This is a genomic window from Microvirga sp. 2MCAF38 (assembly GCF_052115485.1).
In the GTDB taxonomy this organism is placed as follows: Bacteria; Pseudomonadota; Alphaproteobacteria; order Rhizobiales; family Beijerinckiaceae; genus Microvirga.
The window spans coordinates 269,952-285,654 of the sequence record NZ_JBFRGU010000006.1 but is presented as its reverse complement, the minus strand read 5'-3'; the positions used below and the strand labels follow the sequence as shown (position 1 = coordinate 285,654).

14 protein-coding genes are annotated in these 15,703 nt (G+C 63.8%); 8 read left to right on the top strand and 6 right to left on the bottom strand.

Features of this window, described 5'->3' with window-relative positions:
* The first annotated feature begins 36 nt into the window (after positions 1-36).
* The 3 genes from AB4072_RS14690 (at position 37) to AB4072_RS14680 (ending at position 5,092) form a co-directional block, all read left to right on the top strand.
* A complete protein-coding gene (locus AB4072_RS14690) occupies positions 37-2,625 on the top strand; it encodes a DUF3772 domain-containing protein (protein ID WP_441969053.1) in 2,589 nt (862 codons plus the stop codon).
* Positions 2,622-3,116, top strand: a complete 495-nt coding sequence (locus AB4072_RS14685; protein WP_441969051.1) for a CAP domain-containing protein — start codon at positions 2,622-2,624, stop codon at positions 3,114-3,116. The genes AB4072_RS14690 and AB4072_RS14685 overlap by 4 nt, the downstream gene beginning before the upstream one ends.
* Positions 3,117-3,271: 155 nt before the next feature.
* Complete coding sequence (locus AB4072_RS14680; RefSeq protein ID WP_441969049.1) at positions 3,272-5,092, top strand: glucan ABC transporter ATP-binding protein/ permease; 1,821 nt, start codon at positions 3,272-3,274, stop codon at positions 5,090-5,092.
* Here AB4072_RS14680 and AB4072_RS14675 read toward each other — a convergent pair.
* From AB4072_RS14675 to AB4072_RS14665, 3 genes are read right to left on the bottom strand one after another with little or no spacing between them, the layout of a single operon-like run.
* Complete coding sequence (locus AB4072_RS14675; protein WP_441969047.1) at positions 5,055-6,356, bottom strand: HlyC/CorC family transporter; 1,302 nt, start codon at positions 6,354-6,356, stop codon at positions 5,055-5,057. The two genes, AB4072_RS14680 and AB4072_RS14675, sit on opposite strands and share 38 nt — an antisense overlap.
* Before the next feature lie 5 nt (positions 6,357-6,361).
* The gene (gene aroB, locus AB4072_RS14670) at positions 6,362-7,504 is read right to left on the bottom strand and encodes a 3-dehydroquinate synthase (protein WP_441969045.1); all 1,143 of its coding nucleotides are present in this window, start codon (positions 7,502-7,504) and stop codon (positions 6,362-6,364) included.
* Positions 7,505-7,506: 2 nt separating this feature from the next.
* Positions 7,507-8,130 carry a shikimate kinase gene (locus tag AB4072_RS14665; protein WP_441969043.1) on the bottom strand — a complete coding sequence of 208 codons (624 nt, stop codon included), beginning with the start codon at positions 8,128-8,130 and terminating at the stop codon, positions 7,507-7,509.
* 148 nt (positions 8,131-8,278) lie between these two features.
* Here AB4072_RS14665 and AB4072_RS14660 point away from each other — a divergent pair, with 148 nt between their 5' ends.
* Positions 8,279-8,425: a histidine kinase gene (locus tag AB4072_RS14660; protein ID WP_441969041.1), complete on the top strand. Its 147-nt coding sequence runs from the start codon at positions 8,279-8,281 to the stop codon at positions 8,423-8,425.
* The gene (locus tag AB4072_RS14655; protein WP_441969039.1) at positions 8,422-9,354 is read left to right on the top strand and encodes a site-specific tyrosine recombinase XerD; all 933 of its coding nucleotides are present in this window, start codon (positions 8,422-8,424) and stop codon (positions 9,352-9,354) included. Before AB4072_RS14660 ends, AB4072_RS14655 begins: the two co-directional genes overlap by 4 nt.
* Before the next feature lie 354 nt (positions 9,355-9,708).
* Here the strand turns inward: AB4072_RS14655 and metW are convergent, their stop codons facing one another.
* Together metW and metX are read right to left on the bottom strand one after the other, a co-directional pair.
* Positions 9,709-10,329 carry a methionine biosynthesis protein MetW gene (metW, locus tag AB4072_RS14650; protein ID WP_441969038.1) on the bottom strand — a complete coding sequence of 207 codons (621 nt, stop codon included), beginning with the start codon at positions 10,327-10,329 and terminating at the stop codon, positions 9,709-9,711.
* Positions 10,326-11,495, bottom strand: a complete 1,170-nt coding sequence (gene metX, locus AB4072_RS14645) for a homoserine O-acetyltransferase MetX (RefSeq protein WP_441969036.1) — start codon at positions 11,493-11,495, stop codon at positions 10,326-10,328. The genes metW and metX overlap by 4 nt, the downstream gene beginning before the upstream one ends.
* A 152-nt stretch (positions 11,496-11,647) precedes the next feature.
* Between metX and AB4072_RS14640 the strand changes: the two genes are divergently transcribed.
* From AB4072_RS14640 to AB4072_RS14630, 3 genes are all read left to right on the top strand, one after another.
* Positions 11,648-12,478, top strand: coding sequence for a chorismate mutase (locus AB4072_RS14640; protein ID WP_441969035.1), 831 nt, complete (start codon positions 11,648-11,650; stop codon positions 12,476-12,478).
* Positions 12,479-12,579: 101 nt separating this feature from the next.
* Entirely contained in the window at positions 12,580-13,683 is a 1,104-nt protein-coding gene (gene hisC / locus AB4072_RS14635) for a histidinol-phosphate transaminase (RefSeq protein ID WP_441969033.1), read from the top strand.
* The gene (locus AB4072_RS14630; protein ID WP_441969031.1) at positions 13,676-14,620 is read left to right on the top strand and encodes a prephenate/arogenate dehydrogenase family protein; all 945 of its coding nucleotides are present in this window, start codon (positions 13,676-13,678) and stop codon (positions 14,618-14,620) included. Before hisC ends, AB4072_RS14630 begins: the two co-directional genes overlap by 8 nt.
* Here the strand turns inward: AB4072_RS14630 and AB4072_RS14625 are convergent.
* Positions 14,617-15,675, bottom strand: coding sequence for a DUF2125 domain-containing protein (locus AB4072_RS14625; protein WP_441969029.1), 1,059 nt, complete (start codon positions 15,673-15,675; stop codon positions 14,617-14,619). The genes AB4072_RS14630 and AB4072_RS14625 overlap by 4 nt on opposite strands.
* Between the last annotated feature and the right edge of the window lie 28 nt (positions 15,676-15,703).

Below are 15,703 nucleotides of genomic sequence, written 5' to 3'. Positions count from 1 at the left end.
CGCGATAACGATCGCGGGTCGAAAAGGGCCGATTGAATGAAAATCCTTAAGCAGTGGTGGTTTCTGGCGGGGATCTTGATCCTCAGTCTTGGCTTTGGCGGGCTTGCCGAGGCGCAGCAAGGGCCCGTGCAAGTGCCCGTGCAAGTGCCGTCATCGACGGCCGCGCCGCAAAATCCTGCCTCTGCGCCCGTTGCCGCGCCCGCACCGGCCGCGCCAGCCCCGGAAGCCGCCGCGCCGCCCGTGTCGAATGAGACCAAAGCCACGCGGTCGAAGCTTGACGGTTTCAAGGCCGATCTCGATCAGAAGGAGGCGAGCCTGCAAGGGCGCAGGCTTTCCGATGCCGAATTGCAGATCTTGCGCAGCGAGCTCGAACCGCTCGGCGCGAGCATCCGCACGATCATCGACGAGCAGGCCCCCAAGCTTGAGGCGAGCCGCGCCCGTCTGGCTCAATTGGGACCAAAGCCGAAAGAGGGGCAAGACGAGAGCGCCGATGTCGCAAAGGATCGGACCGAGCGCGAACAAGCTGTGGCCGAGCTCGACGAGACGCAGCGCCTCGCGCGCGCCTTGCTCGTCCAGGTCGACCAGATCGGGGCCCAGATCAGCGACCGCCGAAGGGCTTCGTTCACCCGCGCTCTGTTCGAACAGAGCGACGGTTTGCTGAGCCCAAGCCTCTGGATGAACGTCTTGCAGGCGATCCCGCGTGAATTGCGGGTTCAGCGTCTGACGGTTTCCGATACGGCTGAGCATTTCGCGCGCAACGCCACTTTCGGAACCCTGTTCTTCCTTGGCCTCGCCATCGGCGTTGCCGTGGCACTTTACGGTGGACGTCGCTACATCGCGCCGCGCCTCGTGAAGCGCGATCCGGCGATCAGCGAACCCAGTCGCCGCAGTCGCCTGCTCGCCGCGCTCGTTGTTCTCCTCCTGGGCACGCTGCCCGCCGTTGCCGGAAGCTGGATCGTCTGGATCGCGTTCGATTCCGCCGATCTGTTCCCGCCGCGTCTCGAGCAGGTCGTCGCGGCGCTTCTGCGCGGCATTGCCTTCGTGGCCTTTGTCCGCGCCTTGATCGATGCCATTCTTGCCCCCGATCACCCCTCCTGGCGGTTGGTTCCGGTCGGCAACGTTGGGGCAACGCGGATCATGCGGTTCGGCGTGATCCTGGCCTCGGTCATGGTCGCCGGAAAGATGCTCGAATCCTTCAATCAGGCGATTGCGGCGGTGTTGCCGATCACGGTCATGACGCGTTCGATCTTTGCGCTCGCCGGCGTCCTGATTTTCGCGGAACTGCTGCGCCGTTTCGCAACGCGGGATACGAGCGACGAAAACTGCCTCGGGCCTTATGTGGCGACCGAGGTCGATGTCAGCGGCCCGTTGCGGACGCTCGGCTGGATCGTCGGCGGCGTGGTTCTCGTCAGCGTCGTCACCGGCTACGTGGCGCTCGCCTCGTTTCTGGTCGATCAGGTGGTGTGGATTTCGATCCTCATCGCGCTGCTCATTCTCGGCATTGCGCTGGTGGACGAGTTCATCGGCGGCACGCTCACGAGCGACAGCAAATTCGCCACGACCCTGCAGGCGAATACGGGCCTTCGCAAACGCTCCATCGAGCAGATCGGCGTTCTCGCGACGGGTGTTGCGCGGTTGTGCCTCATCGTGCTCGCGATTCTTCTCGCGCTGGCGCCGTGGGGCATCGAATCGACCGACATCCTCGGCTCGGTGCGCGCCGCCTTCTTCGGCTTCAGCGTCGGCGACATGACGATCTCGATTTCGTCGATCCTGATCGCAGCGTTGCTGTTCGCCATCGGCTTTGTCGTCACGCGTGTGATCCAGCGCTGGCTCGACCAGACTTTCCTGCCGGCGACTGATCTCGATGCGGGGTTGCGAAACTCCATCAGCACGGCGACGGGCTATGTGGGCATCATCATTGCGGGCATGGTGTGCTTCACCTATCTCGGCCTGAGCCTGGAGCGCCTGACGCTAGTCGCCGGTGCCCTGTCGGTCGGTATCGGTTTCGGTCTGCAATCCATCGTCAACAACTTCATTTCCGGCCTGATCCTGTTGTGGGAACGGCCGATCCGCGTCGGAGATCTCGTGGTCGTCGGCGATGGTGAAGGCTATGTGCGGCGCATCAACGTGCGCTCGACGGAGATTCAGACCGGCGATCGGTCGACCCTGATCGTTCCGAACTCGAACCTGATTTCGGGCATCGTCCGCAACCGTGTGCGCAACGATCGCACAGGGCGCGTGCTCGTCTCCGTGCCGGTGCCGCGCGCGTCCGATCCGGATCTCGTGGCGGATATCATGCGCAAGGCCGCGCTTGCCCATCGCGAAGTGCTGAGCGAGCCGACCCCGCGCGTGCTCTTCAAGAAAGTGACCGAGAACACGATCGATTTCGATCTCATCTGTTTCGTCGATGAGATCGACACGGCGGGCCGTGTCGCCAGCGACCTCTATTTCGAGATCTTCCGCGACTTGCGAAAAGCCGGGACCGGTGTGCCGGAACCGGCGCAGCCCTCGCTCGCGCTCAAGGGGCCGGATGAGCTCGAAGAGGCGGTGGACAACGTTGCGCACGCGATTCAGAACGAGGATGAAAACGTCCTCGTGATTCCGAAGGACAAGTCAGCCCCATGAAACGCATCGTCACGTTGAGCCTCATGGCAGCAGCTCTCTGCGCCTGCGCGACCGGGCCCCGGCCGTCCAATCAGGTTCCGAGCTTCTACCGCTCCATGGCAAGCGCAAACGCCGTGGTCGATGCCGCGACCGCGCAGGACATGTTCAGCTCCTACCGCCGCAACAAGGGTCTGGGCGTGTTGGCCGTCGATCCGGAATTGCAGGCGCTTGCTGAGGCGGAAGCCGATGCCATGGCGGCCGCCGACAAACCGACATCGGCCGATGCGGTGAAGGCGCGCCTCGCGACTGCCGGCTTTGCCGCCCCCGCCGCCAATCTCTCGGCCGGGTATCACACTCTTGCCGAAGCCTTTTCCGGGTGGCGCGAGAGCGCGCAGCACGACCGGGTCCTGCTCGATCCGCGCGCGACCCGCATGGGCATCGCCACCGCCTATACGCCGAACTCCAAGTACAAGGTCTATTGGGTGCTCGTGGTCGCATCCGCCAAGCGGTGAACGCCTGACAGGCTTGTCCAACGGATCATGGGGCTTAGAACTTGATTTCGCATGATCCGGGCGAACAATCGGTTTCCACTTGTTCTGATCATGTTCTGGCTCTGTAGTAGGATGGCGCAGCAAGCTGAAAAACGCCGATGGATAGGTAATCCTTCATGTGGCTGATCCGCCTTTATGCACGTGTCCTCGGTCAGCTCGGCTCCGATCTGAGAATCGGTGCCGTTCTCGCACTGGCCAACGTGGCGCTGGCGATTTCGGCCTTTGCCGAGCCGATCCTGTTCGGGCGCATCATCGACGTGCTGACGCGGGCGCAGAGCGTCGGCGGGCGGCCTGTGACCTTCGGTGTGCTGACGCCCCTGATCGCGGCCTGGGTCGCCTTCGCTTTCTTTTCCATCGGTGCGGGTGTTCTGGTGGCGCTCTATGCGGACCGATTGTCCCATCGTCGGCGGCTGGCCGTCATGGCGAGTTATTTCGAGCATGTGCTCGAATTGCCGCTCGCTTTTCACACGTCGACCCATTCGGGCCGCGTTTTGAAGGTCATGCTCGATGGGTCGAGCGGCATGGCGTGGCTTTGGCTCGGCTTCTTCCGCGAGCATTGCGCCGCGCTCGTCTCTCTCATCGTGCTTCTACCGCTGACGGTATTCCTGAACTGGCGGCTCGGCCTTTTGCTCCTCGTGCTCGTCGTTGTCTTCGCCGTTCTCACGACGCTGGTGCTCCGCAAAACCGAGAGCCTGCAAGGCCGGGTCGAGCGCTACCATTCGAGCCTTGCCGAACACGCCTCCGACGCGCTCGGCAACGTTCCGGTGATTCAGTCCTTCACCCGCATCGAGGCGGAATCGCGGGCGCTGGGCAGCATCATCCAGCAGCTTCTCCAAGCACAAAATCCGGTTTTATCCTGGTGGGCCATTGCCTCTGTCGCCTCCCGTGCCGCGGCGACGATCACGATCACCGCAGTTTTTCTCGTCGGGACGGGGCTTCACCTGAAGGGCCTTGCCACCATCGGTGAGATCGTCATGTTCATGAGCATCGCGAACATGCTCATTGCGCGGCTCGAGCAGTCGGTGAACTTCATCAACCAGTTGTTCATGCAAGCGCCGAAGATGCGGGAGTTCTTCGAGATCCTCGATACGGCGCCTGCGGTTCACGACCGACCGAACGCCAAGAACATCGAACGCTTCAACGGCGAAGTCGCCTTCGAGAACGTGAGCTTCTCCTATGACGGCAAGCGGACGGCGGTGCAGGATGTCACGTTCCGCGTTTTGCCCGGCGAGAACGTAGCGCTCGTCGGCGCGACGGGATCCGGCAAGTCGACCACGCTCGGTCTTCTTCATCGCGCCTTCGATCCGCAATCCGGCGTGATCCGCATCGATGGCGACGATATCCGCGATCTGACGCTCGCCTCGCTTCGGCGCAATATCGGCGTAGTCTTCCAGGAGCCGATGCTCTTTGCCCGCTCGATCCGCGAGAACCTGCAGGTCGGGCAGCCTAATGCCACGGATGCCGAGATGATTGATGCTCTCGAGCGCGCGCAGGCGGCCGAATTCATCGCCCGTCAACATGATGGGCTTGATACCGTCATCGGCGAGCGCGGGCGCTCTCTTTCGGGCGGCGAACGCCAGCGCCTGTCTATTGCCCGTGCCTTGCTCAAAAATCCGCCCATCCTCATTCTCGACGAGGCGACGAGCGCGCTCGATGCCGCCACCGAGCAGAAGCTGCAAAGGGCACTCGACGAGGTGATGAGGGGGCGCACCACCTTCGTCATCGCGCACCGGCTCGCGACGATCCGCAATGCCGACCGCATCCTTGTCTTCGATCAGGGGCGTGTGGTGGAAACCGGCACCTTCGACGAACTCGTCGCCAGGGGCGGCCGCTTTGCCGAACTCGCCAAGGCGCAGTTCATGGCAACGGCGCAAGCGCCTGCTGCCACGGAATCCGTGGTCAAGCTCGCTTCCGCGGGACAGGCAAAACCGGCGTGATCCGCAAGGCGGTGATGCGGTTGCGGGATTTGCGCAGGACCTGAAAACGGAAGCCGTGGAAGGTGAACGCCTGACCCGTATCGGGAATGGTCTGCGCCTCGTGAATGACGAGACCGGCGATGGTAGTGGCCTCCTCATCCGGCAGGTTCCAGTCCATCACCCTGTTGATATCCCGGATCGGAACCGAACCATCCACGTTCACCGACCCGTTCGGCTGCAGGCGCACACCCTGAACCGAGAGATCGTGCTCGTCCTTGATGTCGCCGACGATCTCTTCGAGGATGTCCTCGAGGGTCACAAGACCCATCACCTCGCCATATTCGTCGACCACGAGGGCGAAGTGGGTCTTCTTGGCGAGGAACGCCTTGAGCTGGTCGCGAAGCGAGGTCGTGTCGGGCACGAACCAGCTCTCCAGTGCGATGTCCTCGACAGTCAGCTTGCCGGCGTCTCCGCCGACCGCGTCGAGCGCGCGTAAGAGATCCTTGGCGTGCAAGACGCCGATGATGTTCTCCTGGCTGCCGCGCCAGAGGGGCATGCGCGTATAGGGTGAGGCCAGGACCTCGCGCACGATTTCTTCCGAGGGCAAGTCGGCGTTGATCGTGCGCATCTTCGTGCGATGGACCATCACGTCGGAGACGGAAAGCTCCTCCAGGTCGAGAAGGCCGCCGAGCATGTCGCGCTCCACCTTCGCGACGCCGCCTTCCTTGTGGAGCAGGTTGACCTGCCCGCGCAGTTCGTCCGCCGCTGAGAGGATCGCCACGTGCTCGCCGATCCGGATGCCGAAGGGGCGCAGGATCAGGCGCACGAGGCGTTCCGTGGCATGTGTGAGGGGGCCGAAGAGCGCCACCGTCCACGAGACCGGGCGCGCGATCAGAAGGGAGAGGCGTTCCGGCGCGCTGATCGCAAGCGTTTTCGGCAACACTTCGGCGAAGACGATGACGAGGATCGACATCCCGATCGTGGCGTAGACCACGCCTTCCTTGCCGAACACGCTGACGAGCACGCTCGTCATGAAGGAGGATGCCCCGATGGCGACGATATTGTAGCCGATCAGCATCGCGCCGATGAAGCGCTCGCGCTGGCTGAGCAGGCGATTGACGATGCGTGCGCGCGTGTCGCCCGCGTCTTCGAGGCCGAGCATTCGCGCGCGAGACGCGGCGGTGAACGCCGTCTCCGCCGCCGCGAAAAACGCGGACAGAACCAGGGAGAGAATGACGATCCCGGCTGCAAGCCAGAGAGAGATGGAAATATGGTCCTCGGACATGGACACTACCGGGCTTGGAGTTGCTCCACCAGGAAGGCGCGAACCTTCTCCGCTTCAACGCCTTTGGCGATGAAGCTCTTGCCGATGCCCTTCGCGAGAATGAAGGTCAGCGCGCCGCCGCTCACCTTCTTGTCCTGCGCCATGGCATCGAGAAGTTCGTCCGGCGTACCGCATCCGCCGGGGACCTGATCGAGACGGGTGGGAAGGCCGACCTCCACGAGATGAGCCTCGACGCGATCCGCATCGGCTTGCGGGCACAGGCCGAGCGCCGCGGAAAAGCGGAAGGCGAGCGTCATGCCGATGGCGACGCCCTCGCCATGGACAAGTCGCGTGGAATCGTAGGCCGTGATGCGCTCCAGCGCATGGCCGAAGGTATGGCCGAGATTGAGAAGGGCGCGGTCGCCATTCTCATGCTCGTCGCGCACGACCACAGCCGCCTTGGCGCAGCAGCTCTGCGCCACGGCCTCGTCACGCTCGGGGCCGCCCGCAAACACGCCGCGCCAGTTCTTCTCGCACCAGCTAAAGAAAGCCTCGTCGTCGATGAGGCCGTATTTCACCACCTCGGCGTAACCGGCGCGCATTTCGCGTAAAGGCAGGCTGTCGAGAAGGGCCGTGTCGGAAAGAACGAGGCTCGGCTGATGGAAGGCGCCGACGAGATTCTTGCCCAAGGGCGAGTTGATACCGGTCTTGCCGCCGACGGAGGAATCGACCTGCGAGAGCAGGGTCGTCGGCATCTGCACGAAACGCACGCCGCGCCGCACGATGGCCGCCGCGAAACCGGAGAGATCGCCGATCACGCCGCCGCCGAGGGCGATCACGAGATCGCCGCGCTCGATCTTCGCCGCAAGAATGGCATCGCAGACTTGTTCCAGCCGGGCATAGGATTTCGTGGCCTCGCCAGGCGGTAATGTGAGAACCGAAGCGTTGAGGCCGCTGGCGCGCAGCGATCCTGCCAGCGCCTCCGCATAGAGCGGGCCCACATGGGCATCCGTCACGATGACGACCGCACGTGCCTTGAGGGCCGCGATGCGCGCTCCCGCTTCGACAAGAAGTCCTCGTCCCACCAGAATGTCATAGGCCCTGTCCCCGAGGGGGACCGGCACGGTGGTGAAGGTTGAGACCGTCTCTCGCGCCGCTGCGCCGCTCATGGTCATGCTTTTCCTGTCCGCTCGAACCAGTCGGTCAAGGCATCGATGACGTCGATGACGACCCGGTCATGGGGCGCTTCGTGCGAATCCACCGTCAGGTCCGCCGTGGCATAGATCGGATGGCGTTCCTCCATGAGCTTCCTCATGGTGCCTTCCGGATCGGGACTTTGCAGCAGCGGCCGGTTCGTCCGCTTGCGCACCCGCTTCATCAGCACATCGAGATCGGCGCGCAGCCAGATCGAGATGCCGGATTGCGCGATCCCGGCGCGGGTTTCCGCGTTCATGAAAGCGCCGCCGCCGGTGGCGAGCACCATCGGCCCATCCTGCAAGAGCCTGCCGATCACGCGCCGTTCGCCATCGCGAAAATGCGCTTCCCCGTGAATGGCGAAGATGTCCGGAATCGTCATGCCCGCCGCGGCCTCGATCTCGTGATCGGCATCGCGGAAGGGAAGGCCGAGTTTTTGGGCGAGCCGGCGTCCGACCGTGCTTTTTCCGGCACCCATCAGGCCGACGAGCACGAGGGACCGCGCGCCGAGACGGCGGCTGATGGGGTGGCCGCCCTCGGGTGTCTCCGTTTCATGCTCGCCGCCATGGTCCAGTGGATTGAAGCGGCTGATATTGTTCATGGACTTTTTCTAGCACGGGAGGGCCGCCCCTGTCACAACCTTCCCTCGGGTTGGCGCGTTCAAGGTAAAGGCGCCAGATCGGGGCAGTTGCAGGACTTGCCTCGGAGAGCCGGTCATGATGTATCGATAGCGAGCTCCTGAGGATCACGTGCCGACCCTGTTCCGGTTTCTCACTATCGTCGCCATTCTCGCCGGTCTCGGTTTCGCGGCGATGTACGCGCTGGCGACCCTTGTTCAGCCCGATACCCGCGAGATGACCGTCACGGTCCCGGCGAACCGTCTGCCGACCAAATGAGCGGAGCCCGCCACGCCGGACTTTTTCTCGATATGCTGGCCGCCGAGCGCGGAGCATCGAAGAACACGCTCGATGCCTACCGGCGCGATCTCGACGATTACCTGGATTTCCTGCGCGAGCAGAAGGCCGAGCCCGCAACGGCGCTTGCCGCCACCGTGCGCGGCTTCATGGGAAGCCTGGAGGAGCGGGGCCTGAAGGCCTCCTCCGCCGCCCGCCGCCTTTCGGCCGTGCGGCAGTTCCACAAGTTCCTCTACGTGGAAGGCTATGCGCCGGAGGACCCGACCGCCGCCGTCTCCGCCCCCAAGCGTGGGCGGGTGCTGCCCAAAATACTCTCCGTCGATGAAGTGGACCGCCTTCTGCGGGTGGCGTTGGAGGGCATGGACAACGCCAAGGCATCCCCCCTCGAGCGCCTGCGGGCGGCGCGCATGGCGTGCCTCCTCGAACTGCTCTATGCGACGGGTTTGCGCGTTTCCGAATTGATCTCGCTCCCCCGCAGCGCCGCCAAGACGCGGGATCGGTTTCTCGTGGTGCGCGGCAAGGGCGCGAAGGAGCGCCTGGTGCCGTTGACCGACGCGGCGCGCGAGGCGGCGGGGACTTACCTTGCGTTACTGGAAGAGAAGGGCAAGGTGAGCGGGCCCTGGCTCTTTCCCGCCGACAGCGAGAGCGGCCACCTGACGCGGCAGGCGTTCGCTCGCGATCTCAAGGCGACCGCCGCCGCCGCGGGATTGCGTGGCGACAAGGTGAGCCCGCACGTGCTGCGCCACGCTTTCGCGAGCCATCTGCTTCAGAACGGGGCGGATTTGCGCGTCGTGCAGGAGCTGCTCGGCCATTCCGATATTTCGACGACGCAGATCTATACGCACGTCCTCGACGAGCGTTTGAAAAGCATGGTGCGCGACCTGCACCCGCTGGCGTCGAAGGCAGGGTGAGAGGCAAGTCCGCATCGCTACGGAATTATCGCTGCCGTCATTCCGGGGCGCGCAACGCGCGAACGGTCCATCCGGAAAGGGCGTAACCCTCTCCCATAGGGAGAGGGAGCGCGTCGCGCATGTGATCCCGGTATTCCACCTCATCCTGAGGAGCCGCGTAGCGGCGTCTCGAAGGAGGGTCCAGCGGGCACTGGAGACGCCTCGCCCTTCGAGACGCTTCGCTCCTCAGGGTGAGGCTGCGTATAGGCTCGTCATTCCGGGGCTGCGCCAGCGGAACCCGGGATCGTCAACCGAGTTTGGCGCTCCTCATCCCATGCGATCCCGGATCGCCTTCGGCGTCCGGGATGACGCGGTTTATCCCCGCTTGAGCAGAAACACCCCCTGTGCTCCGAACAGGTTCCACACCCACCAGGGCAGGGCGACGCGGATCGGGTGTCCGCCGGCGTCGAGGGCGACGGCCTTTTCCATCTTCGCGCCTACCCCGTCGCACAATTCCACGAAGTCGCGGATGGTGCAGAAATGGATGTTGGGCGTGTCGTACCAGGAGAACGGCATGTTCTCCGTCACCGGCATGCGGCCGCGAAAGGTGAGGTCCAGACGCACGCGCCAATGGCCGAAATTCGGGAACGAGACGATGGCGCGGCGGCCGATGCGCAGGAGATGCTCTAAAACTACCTTCGGCTGACGCGTGGCCTGAATCGTCTGCGACAGGATGACATAATCGAAGGCATCGTCGGGATAATCGGCAAGGTCCGTATCCGCATCGCCCTGGATCACCGGCAGGCCCTTGGCGAGACAATCGTTCACGCCCTCGCGGGAAATCTCGATGCCGCGTCCATCGACGTCGCGGCGCTCGCGCAGGAGCTCCAGCAGCGAGCCGTCGCCGCTGCCGATGTCGAGCACGCGCGACCCTTTCGCCACCATGTCGGCGACAAGGAGAAAATCGAGGCGGGGTGTCGCGAATTGATCGGTCATGACAGGCCTCGAACGCGAGCGGCGGCATCGATGAAGCCGCGCGCCGCCGAAAACATTTCCGGCTCCTCGAGCAGGAACGCGTCATGCCCCTTGTCACTCTCGATCTCGACGAAACCGACGGAGGCTGCCGCGGCGTTCAGCGCGTGAACGATGGCGCGGGAATCGGAGGTTGGAAACAGCCAGTCAGAGGTGAAAGAGATAATGCAGAACCGCGTCGCCTTCCCGCGAAAGGCGTTGGCGAGCGAGCCGCCATGTTCGGCGGCGAGATCGAAATAGTCCATCGCGCGCGTCACGTAGAGATAGGAATTGGCGTCGAACCTCTCGACGAAGGAAAGACCCTGGTAGCGCAGATAACTCTCGATCTGGAAATCGGCGTCGAAAGAGAAGGTCGGTGCGGCGCGATCCTGCAGATTGCGTCCGAATTTACGATGAAGCGCCGTTTCCGAAAGATAGGTGATGTGCGCGCCCATGCGCGCCACGGCAAGTCCCTTGGAGGGGCGTGTATCCTCGATGAGATAGCGTCCACCGCGCCAATCGGGATCGGCCATGATCGCCTGGCGGCCAACCTCGTGGAAGGCAATGTTCTGGGCCGAATGGCGCGCGGCTGTGGCAATGGGCAGAGCCGCGAAAACCCGCTCCGGATAGCTCGCGGCCCATTGCAGCACCTGCATGCCGCCCATGGAGCCGCCGACGACGCAAAACAGGCTCTCGATGCCGAGCCGGTCGATGAGAGCGGCCTGCGCCCGCACCATGTCGTGGATCGTCACCACCGGAAAATCGAGGGCGTAAGGCTGTCCCGTCGCCGGGTCGATCGAAGCGGGGCCGGTCGTGCCCATGCAACCGCCGAGGACGTTGGCGCAGATCACGAAAAACCGGTCCGTATCCACCGGGCGACCGGGACCGACCATAGTGGTCCACCAGCCGGGCTTACCCGTCACCGGATTGACGTTCGCCACATGCTGATCGCCGGTGAGGGCATGGCAGATCAGAACGGCGTTGGTCTTGTCGGCGTTCAGCGTTCCATAGGTCTGGTAGGCGATCTGCCAGGGGCCGAGCGGCACACCTGCATCCATCATCAGCGGCTCGTCCGCACCGAAGCGCGCCACAAGGCTCGACGGATCGTCGACCTGACTTCTTGGTTCTGCGGGAACGGATGAGCTGGACATGAATACCGAAATCGTTCGTCCTTTCGAACACCGGTAATTCGCGACAGGGCGGGCGTCAACGAGGATGGATGCAAACCTGCCGGTCGAAGCTCCCTCTTGGCAGCAGGGCGTGGGACTGCGAAAGAAGGGCGGTCTTCGTCAGGATCACGCCTATGACCGCTCAACAGCCCCCCTCGCTTGCCGAACTCCGCCAGGAGATCGACCGGATCGACGAGACGATGCATCGGCTCCTGATGGAGCGGGGCACCATCATCGACCGTCTGATCAAGGTGAAGAAGACTTCCGAATCCGGTTCCGCCTTCCGGCCCGGCCGCGAGGCTTCGATGATGCGTCTGCTCGCCGAGCGGCATGGGGGCCTTCTGCCTCTCGATACGGTGGAGAGCATCTGGCGCGTGATCATCGCGACGTTCACTTATGTGCAAGCGCCCTATACCGTTCATGCGGATGTTTCCGCGGGCGATGCGCCCATGCGCGATTCCGCCCGGTTCCATTTCGGCTTCACGGTGCCCTATGTCAGCCATCCGAGCGCCGGGGCGGTGATCGAGGCGGTTGCGGGTGCGCGGGGCGACCTCGGCATTTTCCGGATCGACCAGGGGGCGTCGAGTGGGGCGTGGTGGCGGACTCTGGCCGCAGCCGACCGACCAAAGATCATTGCTCGCCTGCCCTTCATCGAGCGCCCGGACCATCCGGCGGGGACGCCGGTCTTCGTCATTTCGAAGCCCCTGGCGGATGCGGCGGTGCGGGATGTGGTGCTCTATGCCGCCCAGTTCGAGCGATGGCACAAGGGCGTCAGCACAACCTTGGCCGATCTCGGCGGCGAAGTCGTCGCCAGCGCCGCCGACGCGGAGGGGCTCTCGGCCCTCATGGCCATGCCCGGCCACGTGGAGCGGGACGAACTGCACGGCGCGCTCACGAGAGCCGGAGCGAGCCTCACCGGCCTTACCGAAGTCGGCAGCCATGCCGAACGTTTCCACGTGAAATAAGACCGAACCTGCGCTAGAGCATGATCAGAACAAGTGGAACCCGGTTATTCCTCCGGATCAAGCTCTAGAGCGTTTCCTACCAAGTCCTATCAGGAAGACCCATGTCCATTCGTCCCCAGCCGCGTTCCGGCGTGATGAAGATCGAAGCCTATGTGCCCGGCAAGAGCGCCGCCACAGGGGTTGCGAAGATTCACAAGCTCTCCTCCAACGAGACGCCGCTCGGCCCGTCGCCGAAGGCCATCGACGCGATCCGGCACGCGAACCATTTCGAACTCTATCCGGACGGATCGGCGTCCAAGCTGCGTGAGGCGATTGCCGCGAAATACGGACTCGATCCACACCGCATCCTGTGCGGCGCCGGCTCGGACGAGCTGCTTTCGCTGATCACCAATGCTTATGTGGGGCCGGGCGACGAGGGCATTTTCTCGGAACACGGCTTCCTCGTCTATCGCATCGCGATCCTCGCCGCGGGCGGTACGCCGGTGGTGACGAAGGAGCAGGGCTACAAGGCTGATGTGGATGCGATTCTGGCTGCGGTGACGCCCAAGACCAAGATCGTCTTCCTCGCCAATCCGAACAACCCGACCGGCACCTACATCCCCTTCGACGAGGTGAAGCGCCTGCATGCGGGCCTACCGCCGCACGTGCTTCTCGTGATCGACGCGGCCTATGCGGAATATGTCCGCAAGAACGACTACGAATCCGGTCTCGAACTCGTCGCCACCTCCGAGAACGTGGTGATGACGCGCACGTTCTCGAAGGTCTACGGCCTTGCCAATCTACGTCTCGGCTGGATGGTGGCTCCCGCGCACATTATCGATGCGGTCAACCGCATTCGCGGCCCCTTCAACATCAACGGTCTCGCCATGGTCGCCGGTATCGCCGCGATCCAGGACGATGTCCATCTCGCCAAGGCGCTTGCGCATAACGATCAATGGCTCGCCTGGCTCACCAAGGAAATCGAGGCGCTCGGGCTCACAGTGACGCCGAGCGTCGGCAATTTCCTTCTGATCCACTTCCCGAAGGAAGCGGGCCGCACCTCGAAGGATGCCGATGCGTTCCTGACGAGCCGGGGTCTGATCCTTCGCCGGATCGACGCCTATGGCCTGCCCGATGCCCTTCGCCTCACGATCGGCGACGAAGAGGCGAACCGCCTCGTGGTCGCGACCTTGCGTGAATTCATGAGCGGCAAGCCCAATGCCTGAGCGTCTCGGCCCACCCCGCAAGGAGCCCTTGTTCGACCGCGTCGCCATCATCGGCCTCGGGCTCATCGGCTCCTCGATCATCCGCGCCGCGCGCCATCTCAACCTGGCGCGCGATCTCGTGGCTATCGACGCCAATGAGGCGGTGCTGGCGCGGGTGCGGGAACTCAAGCTCGCGGATGAGGCGACGTCTGACGCCGCTGCCGGCGTCAGACAAGCCGATCTCGTCATCCTGTGCGTTCCGGTCGGTGTGTGTGGTGTGGTGGCTCAGGCCATGAAGAGCGGGCTCAAGTCCGGCGCCATCGTCTCCGATGTGGGCTCGGTGAAAGCTTCCGTCATGGCGCAGGTCGAACCGCATCTGCCGCCTGGCGTGCATTTCGTGCCGGCCCATCCGGTGGCGGGCACGGAGCATTCCGGTCCCGATGCCGGATTCTCCACGCTGTTCTTCAATCGCTGGTGCATCCTCACGCCGGCCGAAGGGACAGACGAGAAAGCCATCGAGCGCGTGCGCGGCTTCTGGGCTGCCATGGGCTCGAATGTGGAAGTGATGAGCGCGCAGCATCATGATCTGGTGCTCGCCATCACGAGCCACGTGCCGCATCTCATCGCCTACAACATCGTTGGCACGGCGGCGGATCTTGAAACCGTGACGCAATCCGAGGTCATCAAATTCTCGGCGGGCGGCTTTCGCGATTTCACCCGCATCGCAGCGTCCGATCCGACCATGTGGCGCGACGTGTTCCTGCACAACCGGGAAGCTGTGCTGGAAATGCTCGGGCGACTGAACGAGGACATCGCGCTGCTCGCCCGCGCCATCCGGTGGGGTGAGGGCGACAAGCTGTTCGACCTCTTCACCCGCACCCGCGCCATCCGGCGCGGCATCATCTCGGAAGGGCAGGACGCGCCCGAACCCGATTTCGGTCGCCGTCGCGAGGGTTAGTAGAGGGGCAGGAGCCTTACGCCCGGAATCACGAACGGTCCCATCGCCAGTTTGCCGTTATCAATCCGCAAGGGTGGCAGGGGTATGAGCTTCGGCTTGTCCCCATTCTGTTGGCGCTGGCCTTGGCCTAGCAGCGCACCGAGCAGCGCTCCTGTCGCCCGGTTACCCGTGGCGTTGCCGAGAAGACCGTCGAGCCCTGCCGCCGCGATCTCGAATTGCCCTGTGGGGCGGTGCAGATCGTCGAGCCGCAATTCGCCCTTGCCTTCGAGCCTGCGATTGCCCTTGGTGAGGGACAGCATCAGGATATCGACCTTGCCGTTCGCCGCTCTCCAACGTTCCAGCTCCTCGATGACGGGGCGTCCGCGAAAACCCTGTGCCTGGGTTGCTGTCGCGTCGAGTTGCAGATCGGTTGGTTCGCCTCCGCCGATGAGGTTGTCCAACGCCGGGATCCGGGCCTGACGGGTGTTGATCGCCACGTCGTAGGCACCTTCGGCTGCCCGTGTCGGGTTGGGCCGTAGATGCGCTTCGAAATGGGCGCTCGACGTGCCGAGTTCCGTCGGGCCGAGGCCGGTGATGGTGAAATTGGGAGCCTCCGCGACCAGAGAAGCGCGCTGCAAGCCGTCCGGCGTGGCATGAACGCTGGTCTGCAACAGATCCCATGTGCCCTTCAATGTCACGATGCCGTCCGTGACGTTGAGCGGACCGTCGATCTCGGTGATCACGAAACGCGGTTGGTAAACCTGCGCCACGGATTCGACTCGGCCCAAGGAGGCGCTCACATTGCCCTGCTTCAGGGACAGGCTTTCGCAGATGATTTCGACGCGGAAGGGGAAGCCGCCGACCTTCCGATCCAGGCAGGTCCATTGCCGTCCGCCTCTCGCCTCAGCAGCGAGCCAGGCGTCGAGGCCATCATTTGTACGATTGCGGATGACGAACCAGGCGATGCTCCAGGCGATGCCGACCAGAACCAGAAGAGCGATGGGCGTGTAGAGCCAAAAGCGGTTGCTGCGGGTGCTCGCGTTGGCTTCCGCTTCCTCCATGCCCACCTCATCCATATCCAACTCTCCTGTTGTCTGGCGCCTT